At 41.6% G+C, this 15,539-nt stretch carries 12 protein-coding genes; 10 read left to right on the top strand and 2 right to left on the bottom strand.

The window, feature by feature from the left end:
• Nucleotides 1–18: 18 nt before the first annotated feature.
• Together GD630_RS08175 and GD630_RS08170 are read right to left on the bottom strand one after the other, a co-directional pair.
• On the bottom strand, nt 19–2,280 hold the full coding sequence (locus GD630_RS08175; RefSeq protein WP_238482974.1) for a TonB-dependent receptor: 2,262 nt from the start codon (nt 2,278–2,280) through the stop codon (nt 19–21).
• A gap of 6 nt (nt 2,281–2,286) precedes the next feature.
• Nucleotides 2,287–2,883 (bottom strand): HmuY family protein, encoded by a 597-nt coding sequence (locus GD630_RS08170; protein WP_143866922.1) that lies wholly within the window; start codon nt 2,881–2,883, stop codon nt 2,287–2,289.
• A 218-nt stretch (nt 2,884–3,101) separates the two neighbouring features.
• Between GD630_RS08170 and GD630_RS08165 the strand changes: the two genes are divergently transcribed.
• The 10 genes from GD630_RS08165 to GD630_RS08120 all read left to right on the top strand — a co-directional run bounded on the left by GD630_RS08165 (nt 3,102) and on the right by GD630_RS08120 (nt 15,533).
• Nucleotides 3,102–4,700 (top strand): aspartate:alanine exchanger family transporter, encoded by a 1,599-nt coding sequence (locus GD630_RS08165; protein WP_143866920.1) that lies wholly within the window; start codon nt 3,102–3,104, stop codon nt 4,698–4,700.
• A gap of 70 nt (nt 4,701–4,770) precedes the next feature.
• Nucleotides 4,771–5,127, top strand: a complete 357-nt coding sequence (locus GD630_RS08160) for a hypothetical protein (protein ID WP_143866918.1) — start codon at nt 4,771–4,773, stop codon at nt 5,125–5,127.
• Between the two features lie 84 nt (nt 5,128–5,211).
• Nucleotides 5,212–7,533, top strand: coding sequence for a TonB-dependent receptor (locus GD630_RS08155; RefSeq protein ID WP_143866916.1), 2,322 nt, complete (start codon nt 5,212–5,214; stop codon nt 7,531–7,533).
• A gap of 578 nt (nt 7,534–8,111) precedes the next feature.
• Nucleotides 8,112–9,125, top strand: a complete 1,014-nt coding sequence (locus GD630_RS08150; RefSeq protein WP_143866912.1) for a site-specific integrase — start codon at nt 8,112–8,114, stop codon at nt 9,123–9,125.
• A 389-nt stretch (nt 9,126–9,514) separates the two neighbouring features.
• Nucleotides 9,515–10,576 (top strand): DUF3575 domain-containing protein, encoded by a 1,062-nt coding sequence (locus GD630_RS08145; RefSeq protein ID WP_143866910.1) that lies wholly within the window; start codon nt 9,515–9,517, stop codon nt 10,574–10,576.
• The gene (locus GD630_RS08140; protein ID WP_229118724.1) at nt 10,558–11,445 is read left to right on the top strand and encodes a FimB/Mfa2 family fimbrial subunit; all 888 of its coding nucleotides are present in this window, start codon (nt 10,558–10,560) and stop codon (nt 11,443–11,445) included. Before GD630_RS08145 ends, GD630_RS08140 begins: the two co-directional genes overlap by 19 nt.
• A 44-nt stretch (nt 11,446–11,489) precedes the next feature.
• Complete coding sequence (locus GD630_RS08135; protein ID WP_143866909.1) at nt 11,490–12,428, top strand: fimbrillin family protein; 939 nt, start codon at nt 11,490–11,492, stop codon at nt 12,426–12,428.
• A gap of 42 nt (nt 12,429–12,470) precedes the next feature.
• Entirely contained in the window at nt 12,471–13,475 is a 1,005-nt protein-coding gene (locus tag GD630_RS08130) for a fimbrillin family protein (protein WP_143866907.1), read from the top strand.
• Nucleotides 13,476–13,673: 198 nt separating this feature from the next.
• Entirely contained in the window at nt 13,674–14,894 is a 1,221-nt protein-coding gene (locus GD630_RS08125; RefSeq protein WP_143866905.1) for an AAA family ATPase, read from the top strand.
• 3 nt (nt 14,895–14,897) lie between these two features.
• Nucleotides 14,898–15,533: an RloB family protein gene (locus tag GD630_RS08120; RefSeq protein WP_143866903.1), complete on the top strand. Its 636-nt coding sequence runs from the start codon at nt 14,898–14,900 to the stop codon at nt 15,531–15,533.
• The last annotated feature ends 6 nt before the right edge of the window (nt 15,534–15,539 follow it).

Genomic DNA, 15,539 nt, shown 5'->3' with positions numbered 1-15,539 from the left:
TATGTAGTTTGACTCTTGTTATAGTCTGAACAAATCGGCAAGGTTGATTGAAACAGTTCCGATGAAGCCGATACCTTGCTGTGGTAACTGGATTCCATAATCGGCAGATTTATCTTTGTAATTGAATAAATTGTCTATACCCAGTCCCACAGAGATACCGTGAGGAAAACTTGCACTAGTGTTCAAGGTGCAAATAGTACGTGGAGAGTAATTATATTCAGTTATGGTATTGTCAACGGAATAATAGGAGTATGTGTGTAATTTGGAACTCCACTGCCCGTTCAGTGAAACGGAAGTATTGACTTTACCGAATTTACGGTTAAAGGATGCATTGAATGTTAAACTATGAGGCCGTGTCATGGATAAATTGTATCCTTTATATTCTTCTTTTTCATGGACGTATGCGTAAGAACCTTGCAACATCAGTCCGCAATCCATTTTTACCCGTGCAATAGCTTCCATACTTATACTTTCAGCATTGTCGGAATTCATGTATTTCATGTCCGGCATACTTTTCCCGTCTTCAATATTATCAAGATAAGCTAATGTGATTTTATTCTTGAATTTATTGTAATAGCCGGATATGGAGGCATAAAAGATGTCTTTGTTAATTTCGGCAGACAGGGAAAACTGCTGGCTGTTCTCTGCTTTCAGATCCTCATCTCCATGAATGGTAAACATCCCCAGACCTCCCATGTCATATTCTTCATACAGTTCTTTTAAAGTCGGTGTCCGGTAGCCTTGTGCATAGCCGGCACGCAGGGTTAACAGTTCTACCGGCCGATACATTACCGATAGTTTAGGAGTCATACGGAAGTGGTATTTGGAATGGTAATCAGTCCGTATGCCCGCTATCAGATTGAACTTCTCGGAGATTTTCCAGTCTTCCTGCACATAGAACACGTATGATTGCTGGTTATAATTGGTACTGTCTTTGAACATATAATGTTTTAAATATTCAAGATTGGCTTCCAGTCCTGCTGTAAATGTATGTTGGTCGTTGAAATTTCCGGTATAGTTCAAACGCGCTGTTTGCACGAAGTTATCGTAGTTCTTTTTGGTATATCCTGCTACAAAATAGTCTATATCCTTTCTATAACTATCGAAGATGTAGGAAAGATCCAACCTATGATTGACATTAAACAAATATTTTAATTTACCATTTACCGAGTAGTTTGAAAATATATCATTGGTTTTTGCATTAGCCGTAGCATTATCGCGTTTATTCCGATAATATGTTCCTTTTATTTCCGCACTAAACTGGTCGGTAAAAGCATAACCGAACTTCTGAGAGGCATCCCAGATCTGATATCCCCGAATGGTACTGCTGTTAGCACTTTTATCGATGGTGATTGAACCGTCCGGATTGATGACTGTTCTTTCTGTTTCTTTGTCATCAGAAATTGTGTATGTATCTCTTCTTCTGTGGGATATGGTAGTGAAAGAAGAAAAACGATTTTGTTTGGTTCCACCTGAAACAGTGTATTTTTGTCCACTGTTATTGCCATAACGTGCGTTTACATTTCCTGTAAAAGGTCTGTTGGCGCTTTTCGTGATGATATTGATCACAGCACCCAAAGCATTTGAAGCATAGAGAGTGGATTGAGCTCCTTTGACGACTTCAATGCGTTCAATATCATCTATATTGAAACGACTGAAATCGGGGTTATGATCCGAGCCTTCACCACTTATACGTTCACCGTCAACCAAGAATAATAAGTATTCGCCACTCATTCCTTGATAAGTGATTTCCGGCAATTTACTCATGGAATTGTAATTGAATTGTATGCCGGGTAGCTCATACTGTAAAAGGGTCTCTATATCCATAGGATTTAAAGCTTGGATTTCCTTTTGCCCGATCACTCTGGTCAGTACCGGGACATCTTTGAGCGGCTTTTCTGTCCGTGTACCTGTAACGACGACCTCTTCCAATGAGCTTTGGGTCGGTTTCAGGCGTATGACAATGTTATTGTGTTCATTGTCTTGAATCTTGTATTCCACAGGAGTATAACCGATGAAACTGGCCCGCAAGATAGGAAACCCTTTATCTCTTAAACTTAATGTAAACTCGCCTTGTGTATTAGTGCCGGCACCGATTGTCGTGCCTATTACAACGATGGACGCTCCGGGCAGGGGAGTGCCGTTTTCATCTAATACAACTCCTTTGAAACGCCGCGTAATAGCGTTATCGTCCTCATTGTTTTCGTAGAGGCGCCCCGTCTCCGCTGTCGTATACAACGTGGACAGGACACCCAATAACATCATAAAGATTCTTTTCATGATTGGTTATTTAACAGGATACTCGTAATTAAACGTGACGTGCCCTTTTACATTGTCCGCATTTGCAAAATCGGTGAACTGGAGTTTTGCATATGTCCCGTCTTTACATTTTAGAACGAACACATTGTTGGTTGTTGCCAATGTTCCGGCCATAGCCGAACCTTCGGTCCATACCATTGCAGTATTACAGTGGCTTTTCACGTAGCAATCAGCTGTTGGCGGCATAGCGAATTTGACGAGTATGTTCTGTTCACTTTCATCTGCGACATATCCGCCTGTCGGAATTGTAGTCAACTTGCTCATATCCGTCATATCTGTTTTTACAACAGAGCCTCCATTGGTTTTTACTTCCGTATAGCGATGTATGGCAATCTGCCAGTCAATGGTAACTGCAGATTCGTCATCACTTCCTTCCATAGTTACGGTTTGGGTTTTGCCGTCTTTAAGATTTACATATACCCATTGATTATAAGCAGTAGCGTCAACGGTCAATGTTTTCATCTCTGTTTCTTCTTTCTTTTCGTCGTCATCGCTGCAAGACGTCAATGTTGTTGAGAGTGACAGTGCCATAAAGGCAACCGTCCAAAAGTTCAAGATTTTCATACTCTGTTAATTTTGATAGATAATGATTGTTTAATTTTCGGTTGCAAAGTTACAGGGAACTATAAGGATGGAAAATACCTAAAAGAAATGAAAAATAACCAAGCTTTAGTTATATGTAGGTATTAAAAGTGAGGAAGTCGCTTCTTCTGAGAAGGAATATTGTATGGCTTAAATAAAATCCGTACCTTCGCGCCCTTAACTAACTAACCTTTATTTTTATGTTTACTGACTTATTGCATTCCTCTTATTTCTCCCTTTTCCTGATAGTCGCGTTGGGGTTTATGCTGGGAAGAATAAAGATCAGAGGATTATCTCTTGATGTGTCGGCAGTTATTTTCATTGCCCTTCTTTTCGGGCATTATGGTGTTATTATTCCTAAAGAATTAGGAAACTTTGGTTTGGTGCTCTTCATATTCACCATCGGTATTCAAGCGGGGCCCGGATTCTTCGATTCTTTCCGTAGTAAAGGAAAGACGCTCATTCTTATTACTATGCTTATTATTTGTTCTGCCTGCTTGACTGCAGTCGGGTTGAAGTACGCATTCGATATTGATACACCGAGCGTTGTCGGTCTGATTGCCGGTGCGCTGACCAGTACTCCGGGTCTGGCGGTTGCTATTGACAGTACCCATTCTCCTTTGGCGTCCATCGCTTACGGTATCGCATATCCGTTTGGAGTGATCGGCGTGATTCTGTTTGTCAAACTGCTGCCTAAGATTATGCGGGTAGATTTGGATAAAGAAGCCCGCCGCTTGGAGATAGAACGTCGTGGACAATTTCCGGAGCTGATTACTTGCATTTATCGGGTTACCAATTCTCATGTGTTCAATCGTACTCTGATGCAGATAAATGCGCGTGCCATGACGGGCGCTGTCATTTCACGTCTGAAACATGATGATGAAATATCCATCCCTACGGCCCATACGGTGCTGCGTGAAGGAGATTATATACAAGCCGTAGGTAGCGAAGAGTCGTTGGACCAGCTTGCCGTGTTGATTGGCAAGCGTGAAGAAGGTGAGTTGCCTTTGGATAAAACGCAGGAAATAGAATCTTTACTATTGACCAAAAAGGACATGATAAATAAGCAGTTGGGTGATTTGAACTTACAGAAAAATTTTGGATGTACAGTGACCCGTGTCCGTCGAAGCGGTATTGATTTGTCTCCATCTCCCGATCTCGCTTTGAAGTTTGGCGATAAATTGATGGTTGTCGGTGAAAAAGAAGGACTTAAAGGAGTAGCCCGTCTGCTGGGTAACAATGCGAAGAAACTGTCTGATACGGATTTCTTCCCCATTGCGATGGGTATTGTACTGGGAGTGCTGTTCGGCAAAATAAATATATCTTTCTCTGACAGTCTGTCATTCTCTCCGGGACTGACCGGTGGAGTGTTGATGGTAGCCCTTGTGTTGAGTGCGATTGGTAAGACGGGCCCCATCATCTGGTCTATGTCCGGACCAGCCAATCAATTGCTGCGCCAGTTAGGTCTGCTTCTTTTTCTTGCCGAAGTAGGAACTTCTGCCGGTAAGAATTTGGTAGCCACTTTCCAGGAAAGCGGATTGCTGATGTTTGGCGTAGGTGCAGCCATCACATTGGTGCCGATGCTTGTTGCCGCCATTGTCGGACGTCTGGTATTTAAAATCAGTCTGCTCGATTTGCTGGGAACGATAACGGGAGGCATGACGAGTACTCCGGGACTTGCTGCTGCCGATTCAATGGTGGACAGCAACATACCTAGCGTAGCTTACGCGACTGTTTATCCGATTGCTATGGTATTTTTGATTCTGTTTATACAAATCATAGCTTCGGTGGTATATTAACAGTATTTTGTCTAATCATTGATTGTGAAATAAATAGTTTGTATCTTTGCCGTCCTAAAGTGAAAATGAGGTGAAACGATTGGTTTTAAATATAACACGCTATTTCTTGCCGATACTTTTTATATCGTATTTGGCAAGTATTACATTCTTTACCCACATTCATGTGGTTAATGGCGTGACAATTGTCCATTCGCACCCGTTTAAGCAAGGGACGGCGCATCAACATTCAACAGTCGAATTGTTGCACATCCATATCCTGTCTCATCTGATAGCGGATAGTGCGACTGTTGTTTTTGCTCTTCCCCTTTTCGTTTCTTTTCTATTGTGTTTGCTGCTCGGACGCTTGCCGCATACACATTTTCATGCTCCTTATCATGGAGTGACAGCACTGCGTGCTCCGCCTGCTATTTGTCTTTTCGCCATTTAAATGATGATACCATGTCTCGTTTGAGGCAGGGAATTATCTGTATGTACATACAAGTATTAAACGAAAACAAATAACAAACGGAAAATGAAGAAATACATCTTTTCGCTTGTCTGCCTGTGCTGCGCATTGTTGCCTGCCCTTGAAGGACAAGCTCATGAATATCCTAATCATCCTGAATTACGTAAATCGGACGCCAATATCATTGGCCATATTCTTGATAAAAACACTAAGGAACACTTACCCTATATAACAGTCGCCTTGAAAGGTACTACTATCGGAACGGTAACCGATGCTACCGGGCATTATTTCTTGAAAAATCTTCCCGAAGGCAATTTTGTGCTCGAAGTTAGTTCGGTGGGGTATAAAACCGTCAGACGGAATGTGACGCTGAAGAAAGGGCGCACATTGGAAGAAGATTTCGAGATAGAAGAAGATGCGGTTGCTTTGGATGGTGTAGTAGTATCTGCCAATCGTAATGAGACTACCCGTCGCCTGGCTCCGACGCTGGTGAATGTGGTGGATCTGAAAATCTTTGAGAATACCAATTCCACGACTTTGGCGCAAGGATTGAGTTTTCAGCCGGGTGTCCGTGTAGAGTCTAATTGTCAGAATTGCGGCTTCCAGCAAGTACGTATCAATGGACTGGATGGTCCTTATACGCAAATCCTGCTCGATTCCCGTCCCATCTTTAGTGCACTGTCCGGTGTGTATGGCATCGAGCAGATTCCTGCCAGCATGATCGAACGTGTGGAAGTGATGCGTGGAGGCGGATCTGCTTTGTTCGGTTCGTCTGCTATTGCCGGAACAATCAATATCATTACCAAAGAACCGATACGCAATTCCGGTATGTTGTCGCATACCATAACAGGAATTGGTGATGGCGATGCTTTCGATAACAGTACAGCATTGAATGCGTCACTTGTGACGGACGATCAGCGTGCCGGTTTGTATATCTTCGGGCAGAACCGCCATCGTTCTGCGTATGACCATGATGGTGACGGATATTCCGAAATACCCAAGTTGCACGGGCAGACAGTCGGGTTCCGTTCATTTTTGAAAACAACGACTTATTCGAAACTGACTTTTGAATATCACCACATGGAAGAGTTCCGTAGGGGAGGAGACCTGTTGAACCGTCCGCCTCACGAAGCGAATGTGGCGGAGCAGACCGAGCACTCTATCAATGGCGGAGGACTGAAATTTGATTATTTCTCTCCTAACGAGAAACATCGTTTCAATGTGTTTGCATCAGCGCAGCATATCAATCGTGACAGCTATTATGGTGGCGGTCAAGACTTGAATGCTTACGGAAACACCACCGACTTGAACTGGATGGCAGGATCGCAATATGTCTATAGTTTCGGAAAATGTATCTTCATGCCGTCCGACCTGACTGCCGGAATAGAGTTCAATCAGGACAAATTGGAAGATAATATGTGGGGATATAATCGTACGGTAGACCAGAAAGTGAATATCGGTAGCGCCTTCCTCCAGAATGAATGGAAGAATGAACATTGGGGATTTCTGATTGGCGGTCGTTTGGCTAAACATAACCTGATTGACCATGTGATATTCAGTCCGCGTGCCAATCTGCGTTATAATCCGACGGAAAACATCAATCTTCGTTTCAGTTACTCATCCGGTTTCCGTGCCCCACAGGCTTTCGATGAAGACTTGCATGTGGAGAATGTAGGCGGTAATGTAGCGATGGTCGAGCTGGCTGATAATTTGAAAGAAGAAAGGTCACAGAGCTTGAGTGCCTCGGCAGATATTTATCATCGTTTTGGTGCGTTTCAAGTTAACTTCCTGGTAGAAGGATTTTATACAAAGTTATCAGATGTATTTGCCCTTACCGACGGAGAGGTCGTGAATGGAATCCTGACACGTACACGATACAATGCACCGGGAGCCCGCGTGATGGGACTGACATTGGAAGGAAAGATGGCATATCTGACTAAATTCCAGGTTCAGGCGGGAGTCACTTTGCAGCAGAGTCATTACAACGAACCGCACGTGTGGAATCCGGACGCTCCGGCTGTGAAGAAAATGATGCGTACGCCGAATACTTACGGTTATTTTACAGCAACCTATACTCCGGTAAAACCATTGTCTATCGCTCTTTCCGGTACATATACCGGTTCGATGCTGGTTCCTCACGAACCAGTTCCGGGATTCCTTGAAAATCCGATAACGGTGAATACGAAGGACTTCTTTGACATAAGCCTGAAGGCTGCATACGACTTTAAACTCTACAAGTCAGTGAATTTGCAAGTGAACGCCGGAGTGCAGAATATTTTCAATGCCTATCAGAATGACTTTGATAAAGGAGCCGACCGCGATTCCGGATATATCTACGGTCCGTCCTTGCCGAGAAGCTTCTTTGCCGGAGTGAAAATCAGTTATTAATTCGGCTGTTCGGTAAGTTATACAACGCTACCCGATAGCTTCTCTTCCGACAGATTTGGTCTTTTTATACCGCCCTTCACCTTTTCGCTATAATACCCTATTCATAGGCGTTAGCGGGTGAAGGGCATATATTTCACCCGCTTTCCTCTTTTTAAGCTATCTATGTATACCGATAATTGGTCTGATGGCGACCGGATATTGTAGATGAACTTCTTTTCTATAGGATCTAAACTTCCTTTCTATAAGAACTAATTTCTTTTTGGTTATAGATAAACTATAAACGAAGGCTTTGATTATAAAAACGAAGCCTTTGTTTTTATAAATGCAAGCTTTGTTTTTATAAACGCAACTTGCGTTTATAGATTGTGATTAGTGAAAAAGAATTTTATATTCGTAAGAAGAGAAGTTTATCTATAATAGAAAAGAAGTTTAGTGTCTATAAAAAAGGAAGTTTGCTGCTAATGAACCGGAGGTGTGTTGCAGGTGAAGATACCGCCCTTCACCCGCTAATGCCTATGAATAACGAGTTACAGCAAAAAGGTGAAGGCTATTAATAATTAATTATAATTATCTCCGTAATGAAAGAAAAGAAAAATTTGACTGAATTTATGCTCTCTTTGGTGCAGACTCTGGAAGATGAACATCGTTTTGGCTCCGCTCATGTCTACCGTAGTACTCTCCACACTTTTACCGCTTATTGGAATAAGCGTAAAGGGAGAAAAATCTTAATGGCAGTACGTAACGTATTTACCGTAAGCGTCTTGCGGGAATTTGAGGAGTATCTGAGAGGCAAGTTGTTGAAGATGAACACTATCTCCACCTATATGCGGATGCTGCGTGCGGTATATCATCGGCTTTTGAAAGACGGTGAAGTAGATTATACGGCCGGTCTTTTTGACAGTGTCTATACAGGTACTTGTGCCGACGTGAAACGTGCGCTTTCACCCGCCGATATGGCGAAGATTTTATCTTTCCCGTTGCCGGACTTAGGTAGCGTGGCGGTTGGCACTTCTGTTTCGTCTTCGTTGGTACAAGATAATTTGCAAGAAGCCCGTTGCTGGTTCTCCTTGCTGTTTCTGCTTCGTGGAATACCTTTTGCCGACCTTGCCCGTTTGCGCAAATGTGATTATAAAGACGGGGTAGTCAGTTATTGCCGTCAAAAGACGGGGCGTCGTCTAACGGTGACTGTACCGAAAGAGGCGGAGTCTCTGATTCGAACCTGTTCTGATACTAATCCTGCTTCTCCTTATCTTCTTTCTATTTTGGATGGAGGAAAAGCGGGTGGTATCGGTAGTCGTGAGGAATATGACCGATACCTGTGTGTTCTTCGCGATTTCAACCGGCGACTGGATCACTTGGCTTACGTTATTGGGGTAAAGTGCAAACTGTCCTCTTATACGCCCCGGCATACTTGGGCTACTCTTGCCTATCGCAAAAAGTGCCCGATTGGTATCATTAGCAATGCCTTAGGACATTCTTCCATAAAAGTGACGGAAACTTATCTTAAACCTTTTGAAACGGAAGAATTGGACAAGGCAAATAGAATGGTAATTGCTTGCGTAAAAGACGGTCTTAGGAACGGGATAAGATAATGATTGGATTTGTATTTGTTTGTTTATGAGTTGATTATGCACCCGTTACTTTGTAGGTAACGGAAAGTGAGATGCGCAACAAAAGTATTGGTATTAATTAAAATATGCAAATAAAAATGGGTTTATTTTCTAATAAAGCATACTAAATAGGAGGTTATACGCATAAAACACCCTATTTTTTACATTTATAGCCATCAGATTGCTAAAATATGCAAAACACTTTTCCCTCTACCATAATTCTAATTAAGCGGAGGTACTAGACTTTTATTATTTATTGAAGTGCTTTTTAATAGAATGTCTTTGTAAGAACGCTGAATAAGTTTTTTTCCGTTACCTACAAAGTAACGGAAAATGAAAAGGACTGAATATTCATTAAAAACTCAACGACAATGCAGATACACAAATTTTATCTTCTGCTTTTGTTCCTGCCGCTCTTGCTACCTGCCGTTTCTATGGCACAGACACCCGACACTCTTTATGTCTTTCGTTTTGTTTCTCATAAGGATATGTTTTATATTCCTTGGAAAGGGAACGGCACGCAATTGGATCATCTGTTATCTCTTGTAGAAAACCACAAAGCCGCTATTTTGAGTGGTGAAGCTCCTTTGCTGGTAGATGGTTATTGTGCTTCGGAACCTACGGTTGCAGAGAATCTGAAACTAGCTAAAATTCGCAGTAATCGTGTGAAATCGGAACTTATCCTGTGCAAAGGAATCAACGAAAACTGCTTCATCACTCGTAACCATGCTGAAACTTATGGGGATTTGCGCCATGTGGTCATCGTTCGTCTTCGTCTACCCAAAGATGAGGCGGCAGCAAATGTAAAAGAGGACTCTGTAATACCTGTAATAAAGGAAAAGGAAATGGAGGATATTTCGGAAAATTCTGAACAGGGGACTTGTCCGGAAACAACATCTGTCGGCGTTTCTTCGGAGAAACTTCTGGCTTCATCTGAAACACATCCGTCTTATCGCCTTGCTTTGCGCGCTAACCTGCTTCGTTGGGCTACGCTGACTCCCGACCTAGGTGTAGAATGGCGTGTAAACCGCCACTTGGGTGTTTTAGTCAACGGCAGTTGGACTTCATGGAGTTGGGATGATAAAAACCGTCGCTACGCTCTTTGGAAGGTTTCTCCTGAAATACGTTACTATCTGGGCGGGAAAAGTCGTGGCTTTCTCGGGGCGATGTATCATACGGGCGAGTTTCACTACAAACTTGGTAATACCGGTCGTCAGGGTGACTATCTGGGTGGGGGATTTACAGGCGGGTATCAGCTAGACCTGAACAGTAATCTTTCGCTCGACTTTCATGCCGGAGTAGGTTATACTTACGCCGATTATGACGAATACACGCTTATCAATAAGGTTCGTGTACGCAAAGATTGTAAGACAAAAAATTATTGGGGTATTAACCAATTAGGAATCACACTGATATGGAAACTATTAAAATAACTTCATGTGCCGCCCTCATTTGCGGTGCTGTTCTTCTGATGTCCTCCTGTGTCAAGGATGATGTATATCGCACTCCTCACCCGACACAAGGAGCATTGCTGGTGACGACAGATTGGAGTGACCGCTCCTCTGAGTCTGTGCAGCCTGTATCCTATCTGCTTCGTGTTTCCGGTCGTTCAGGAATGAGTGACGAGCAATCCGTGAAAGGAAATACCAACCTTTATCATGCCTTGCTTGAACCGGAATCTTACGAGTTGCTGGTATATAATGTACCCGAATCCATTACAGTTTCCGGTGATATAGCTACGGTAACTGCTGCGGGTGGAAACGGCATAGAGGCTCTTCCCGGTTATCTATTCTCTGCGGTGCAAGCATTGGATATGGCGAAAGACGACACACTCTCTGTTACGGTCAAGATGCGGCAACGCATTCGCCAACTGACATTGGTGCTGAAACTAAAAGAGGGCGACCATAAACACATTACCGCAGTGAATGCTACTTTAAGCGGCATTGCTTCCGGTATAAATCTCAGAACCGGAGCTTTGGTCTCTATATCGGACACATTTCTTTCTCCTGTTTTTATGAAAACCGAAGCAAGCGACGGGACTCCTACACTGACCGCAACGATCCGTTTGTTTGGTATTCTTCCGGAAGATGAGCAAGAACTTACCGTAGCTGTGACATTGAACAACGGAACCGTACAGACAATAGAAACTGATCTTACCGAAATATTGCATGAGCATTTTGACGACGGTTCGATGACTCCGTTGGTATTGGGAGCGAACTTTGATTTGCCTTCTCAGACGGACTTCTCAGGGGAAATTAGTAACTGGAGTCCAGTGGACGGCGGACAAGTGGATATTCATTAATCGCATTATGGCGGAATTTGATAACAATAATATACTGAAACGGAATGAAGAATAAGAAATTTGTACTGTATGTCGCACTGGCTGCCTCGTTGGGAGCTTGTAGCAACGATAATGAGCCGCAATCTTCGCCTGTGCCCGACGGACGCACGGCATTGACTGTGCAGGGGGAGATTGGAACGAAAGGAGCTTCGGCAAGTCGTGCCATAGATACGGACTGGGGATATAATGATAAAATCGGCGTTTTTATGGTGTATTCCGGTAACGGTGCGGGGTTGACGCAGGAGAATATTTGTGGTGGAGCGGATAATAAATGCTATGTGACTACGGGAGGAGACGGCAATTTTAAACCCGATGGAGCAGAGACGGAAGGGGATAATACGAATATTATCTATTTCCCCGTTGTCGGTGCGGTGGATTTTTATGCATATTATCCTTTTATCTCTCCGCTGACGGATTATACTTATCCGTTGAATGTGACTGTTCAAAGTAGTCAGGAAGCTATCGACTTCATGTATGCCGGCAAGGTGGAAGGATGCACAAAGGAGAATCCGAAAGTAGGATTCAAATTTGTTCATAAGCTTTCTAAGTTAGTATTGGTAATAAGTCCGGGCGACGGATTGAATACGGCTGACCTGAAAAATCTTAGTATCACAGTTGGCGATCAACCTATAAAAGCGACTTTCAATCTTTCTAACGGTACGCTTGCGTGCGGAGCGGATAAGTCGGATGTCACATTGCTTACAACCGAGTCCGGCACTTTGAGCGAGGCTATTCTATTACCCGATGCAGCTAAGTCACGTGTGCTGACTTTTGATTTGAATAATGGAAATGACGAACCTTTCACCTGGACAATGGATAAGACATTGGATGCAGGCAGCAAGTACATGTATGAAGTGAAACTGCACCGTACGAGAGCGGAAATTATCGGAGCTACCATTAATGATTGGACTAAGGTGAATGGTGGTGAGGTTGATGCACAATAATTGAAATGGAAATAATCAATATACATTTAATAAAATACAGTTATGAAAAAGAACTATTTTTTAGCGGTCTCTTTGTTAATAGCATTTGCTGGGTGTGATAACACTGAGATTGAGAGTATTGCTGATAACGAGCAAGTGGCTGCTGAAGTATCAGCCGGAATTGACGGACTAAAAACACGTGTGACGGATGATAGTGAATGGCAGACCGGTGATGTGATAGGTATCTATGGAACTAGCGGTAAACTTACGTATACAGCTTACCGATACAATCTAATAGAGGGAACTAATAATTTTGAACCTAACAGTTCATTTTCTACTATTTATTATGGAGCCGCTGATGGTGAATTTTCAGCATATTATCCTTATGTAGAGTATAGCAAGCTAACAAATTATAAGACGATTGAAGGCAATATTATCAAACAGCAAAAGACTAATTACTCACCTGTAGGAGTAAGGGGGCAAGATCGAATTGATTTCCTGTATGCCACAGCAAAAGGTACAAAAGAAAGCCCTGAACTGAAATTTCAATTTGCACATAAAATGAGTAAATTGGTTATCCGTCTGAAAGCGGGTAAAGGCTTTACGACTGTTCCATTTGCATCGTGGTACGATCTGACTTTTTCCAGTTCAGCAAATAATCTGCATTCTAAGGTGATTTTCAATCCTAAGGACGGAACTGTTACTCCGGATGGTACAGTAGATAAATTAGCATTTCTGTATACTGCAAATCCTAGAGTTAGCGGAAAAGAGGTTAAAAAGGATGGCGTAATAGAATATGTGGAATTTGTATATATCCTTTGTCCGGGAGAGAGTGTACAAGGTGGATTGAAGTTTGATTTGCATTATGATAATAAGAATGAAGGTACCACTTATACCACTCAATTATATACAGATGAAAGTAAGACGAAGTTTGAGACGAAAGAGGGTACACAGTACATATATACGGTTACTGTGAATAAGACGGAGGCGAAAGTTACTGATACGAGTATTAATGATTGGAATTCAGCCGTGCTGCCGGATAATGGAGAAGTAGATGCTAATTCATAAACACCAGGCTAAATATGTAATGCGAAATCCTGTACGAGAAACGTGCAGGATTTTGTATTTTATCTGATAGAGTCATGGGGCTGATAATCGATTCCTATTCAACTTATCATAAAATAATGTAATTCATCTGTTAAGTGTTTCTATTTTGAATAATAAATGATATATTTGTGATAAATTCTCAAATATGCATATTAAAGTATGGTTATTCAATTTAAAATAGGAAACTTTTTATCCTTCAAAGAACAATCTACATTGTCATTGGTTGCATCGGCTTTGAAAGAAATACAGGTTCCGGCTGAAGATATAATCTTTAGTGTAGGAAATGTCGGATTATCCTTAATGAAGAGTGCGGTTGTTTATGGTGCTAATGCATCCGGGAAATCCAATTTTATTAAGGCGTTTGAATTCTTTAAATGGTATGTGATAAACTCATCGAAGGATATTCAAGCGGGAGAACGGGTTAATATAGAAAGTTTCCGGTTGAATTCGCTCACTGTGAATGAACCAAGTTATTTTGAAGCCATATTCTGTGATGAGGACAATCAATATCGTTATGGTTTTGAGGCTGATAATTCATTGGTACATTCGGAGTGGCTCTATCAAAAGGCTAATAAAAAGAGAGCTAAGGAAGTGGAATTATTCTATCGGGAAAAAGATAATTTTGATATTCATACCAAATTTGTCGTTGGTAAAGAGCTTGCGGGTAAACGAATGGTGAGGGCGAACGCATTGTTACTATCTGTTGCAGCTCAATTTAATGATCCGATAGCGGTGGAGATAATGAAATGGCTGAATGATACCACTATTATTTCAGGCTCTAATGATGAAAAGATATGGAATACTGCAACCATCCAATTGGATGATATTAAAATAAAGCAAAGAGTTGTAGAGTTTTCCCGTTATGCTGATTTAGGCATTGAAAACATTGAGAAAATAGATAATACTATCGTTAGTACGCATACACAGTACGATGAGAAAGGGTATGAAGTGAAGACTGTTACTTTTCCATTCAGAAAAAATGAATCGGAAGGCACAATAAAGTATTTTTCTTTAGCGTATCCTATCATTGATGCCTTGGATAATGGAAAGCGTCTGATTATAGATGAATTTGATTCTAAAATGCATCCACTTCTTACGTGTAGAATTATTGCCTTGTTTAATTCAAAAGAAACAAATCCGAAAAATGCTCAATTGATTTTCACTACTCATGATACCAATTTATTGAGTGCTAATATCTTCCGACGAGACCAGATCTGGTTCACACAGAAAGACCGCTATGGAGCAACTGAGCTTTATTCATTGGCAGAGTATAAAATACGTAATGACGCTTCGTTTGAAAAAGATTATTTATCTGGAAAGTATGGAGCAATTCCAATTGTTGGAGATTTAACCCGTTTGTTCAATATCCAAGAAAATTAACTTATGGCGGCTACAAAAGGGAAAAATATAAATCCGCGTGTCGAAAGAAAGATAACTCGTATCAGTGGTGTGCGTGAAGTGAAACAAACATTTCTGATTATTTGTGAAGGAGTGAATACAGAACCGGATTATTTTAACGCTTTTCGTTTGACTTCAGCCAATGTGAAAGCTGTAGGGCAGGGTATGGGAACATTAACATTAGTGCAGAAGGCTATCAATATAAAAGAACAGGAAAAGCGAAAAGGACGGATATATAACCAGAATTGGGTGGTTTTTGACAAAGATGACTTTCCTGAAAATGATTTCAACTCTGCGATTCTCTTGGCACAACAGAATGGTTTTGAAGTGGCTTATAGCAACCAAGCTTTTGAGTTTTGGTTTTTACTTCATTTCAATTTATATCAAGGAGCTTTACATCGTTCCAGATATGAAAAAATGTTGAGCACTTTACTGGGATTTTCCTATACAAAAAAATCGGGTGTAAGTTCTAAAATGTTCAATGCTTTGTTTTCTAAACAAGAGCAAGCCATAAATCATGCTAAAACTATCATGAAACAATTTGATGGCAATAATCCGGCACAACAGGAATCTTCTACTACTGTTTACTTGTTGGTAGAAGAATTGAATAAATTTCTATAAATAATA

This window comes from Bacteroides zhangwenhongii, from assembly GCF_009193325.2.
In the GTDB taxonomy this organism is placed as follows: domain Bacteria; phylum Bacteroidota; class Bacteroidia; order Bacteroidales; family Bacteroidaceae; genus Bacteroides; species Bacteroides zhangwenhongii.
This window is presented reverse-complemented; position numbering and strand designations above follow the sequence as displayed.

Excerpts from the sequence above, each read along its gene's own strand:
- GD630_RS08165 (WP_143866920.1), top strand. The coding sequence starts at position 3,102 with ATGTTTACTGACTTATTGCATTCCTCTTATTTCTCCCTTTTCCTGATA.
- GD630_RS08135 (WP_143866909.1), top strand. The coding sequence starts at position 11,490 with ATGAAGAATAAGAAATTTGTACTGTATGTCGCACTGGCTGCCTCGTTG.
- GD630_RS08140 (WP_229118724.1), top strand. The coding sequence starts at position 10,558 with ATGGAAACTATTAAAATAACTTCATGTGCCGCCCTCATTTGCGGTGCT.
- GD630_RS08175 (WP_238482974.1), bottom strand. The coding sequence starts at position 2,280 with ATGAAAAGAATCTTTATGATGTTATTGGGTGTCCTGTCCACGTTGTAT.
- GD630_RS08150 (WP_143866912.1), top strand. The coding sequence starts at position 8,112 with ATGAAAGAAAAGAAAAATTTGACTGAATTTATGCTCTCTTTGGTGCAG.
- GD630_RS08145 (WP_143866910.1), top strand. The coding sequence starts at position 9,515 with ATGCAGATACACAAATTTTATCTTCTGCTTTTGTTCCTGCCGCTCTTG.
- GD630_RS08170 (WP_143866922.1), bottom strand. The coding sequence starts at position 2,883 with ATGAAAATCTTGAACTTTTGGACGGTTGCCTTTATGGCACTGTCACTC.
- GD630_RS08125 (WP_143866905.1), top strand. The coding sequence starts at position 13,674 with ATGGTTATTCAATTTAAAATAGGAAACTTTTTATCCTTCAAAGAACAA.
- GD630_RS08130 (WP_143866907.1), top strand. The coding sequence starts at position 12,471 with ATGAAAAAGAACTATTTTTTAGCGGTCTCTTTGTTAATAGCATTTGCT.
- GD630_RS08155 (WP_143866916.1), top strand. The coding sequence starts at position 5,212 with ATGAAGAAATACATCTTTTCGCTTGTCTGCCTGTGCTGCGCATTGTTG.
- GD630_RS08120 (WP_143866903.1), top strand. The coding sequence starts at position 14,898 with ATGGCGGCTACAAAAGGGAAAAATATAAATCCGCGTGTCGAAAGAAAG.